Origin of the sequence: Vibrio viridaestus, from assembly GCF_003856525.1 — a bacterium.
Classification (GTDB): Bacteria; Pseudomonadota; Gammaproteobacteria; order Enterobacterales; family Vibrionaceae; genus Vibrio; species Vibrio viridaestus.
Window position 1 is genome coordinate 1 of record NZ_RJVQ01000037.1, and the last position, 1,053, is coordinate 1,053.

A 1,053-nucleotide genomic window follows, 5' to 3' on the forward strand; every position below is an offset into this window, starting at 1 on the left:
GGCTTTGTTGCTTAATTCAGAGAGAGGACATGCCTGTCCCATTGTGCTTAATTCTTAAACGATATATTGAGTTTCAGGCATACCTAACCCTGTAAGCTTATTCAGCGCCTTGATCATCGCGTAAGTCTCGCCAACTTGAGCGTTATAGTTTCTCAGGCTTAATTTCCCACCTAACAACTGTTTCACTCGATACATTGCTGTCTCTGATAGTGAGCGATTGTGATAGCCGTACCGCTTTTTCCACGTCTTGTTCGAGCCGTAAAGCTTCTGACAACCTACCGCTAAATTGCGAGGATGCCCACGTTCCCAGAAGGCTGCTCCTTCCCTTGGCGGGATGAGCGGAACCGCTCGCTTTATACGTATTGCATCGTAGCAATGTCTTGTGTCATAAGCTCCATCACCTGATATCTCAATGATTTTACGACGTGTCTGCTTAAGTAGGTTGGGAGCACTTCGGCATCAGTAACGTTAGATAAACTCAGCTCCGCTGCGACGATTTCGTGGGTGCTTGTATCTACTGCTAAATGGAGCTTACGCCAGRCTCTGCGCTTCCCATCAGTACCATGCTTTTTGACCTTCCATTCACCTTCGCCATAAACCTTGAGGCCGGTGGCATCGATGGCCAGATGCTGTATCACGCCTCTGGTTTTGGTTTTAAATGAAACCTCAATTTTCTTAGCTCGACGGCTTATACAGGTGTAATGCGGACAAACAAGCGGTATGTTAGCCAGCTTAAATACGGAGTCTAGAAAACCTTGCAGCGCTCTCAATGGCATAGAGAAAACGCGTTTTACCATCAGTGCGGTAGTAATGGCTAGGTCGCTGAATTGACGAGGCCTGCCACGCTTATTCTGTTTGCTTTGCTTCCATTCTATTATAGCTTGTTCATCAATCCAGAAAGTAAGTGAACCACGATTGATTAGGGCTTTGTTGTACTGTTTCCAGTTAGTTGTTTTGTAACGAGGTTTCGGCATAAGGCTACGATGATTAATGGATGTAGCCGATCAGATCGTAACTTCCTGATTTAGTTCCATCGAATTACGCAACAAAGCC

Annotated in this window: 1 pseudogene; it reads right to left on the bottom strand. The window is 45.7% G+C overall.

Annotated features, from left to right (window positions below):
- Positions 1-54: 54 nt before the first annotated feature.
- Positions 55-974, bottom strand: a pseudogene (locus tag EES38_RS21630) (IS5 family transposase).
- Between the last annotated feature and the right edge of the window lie 79 nt (positions 975-1,053).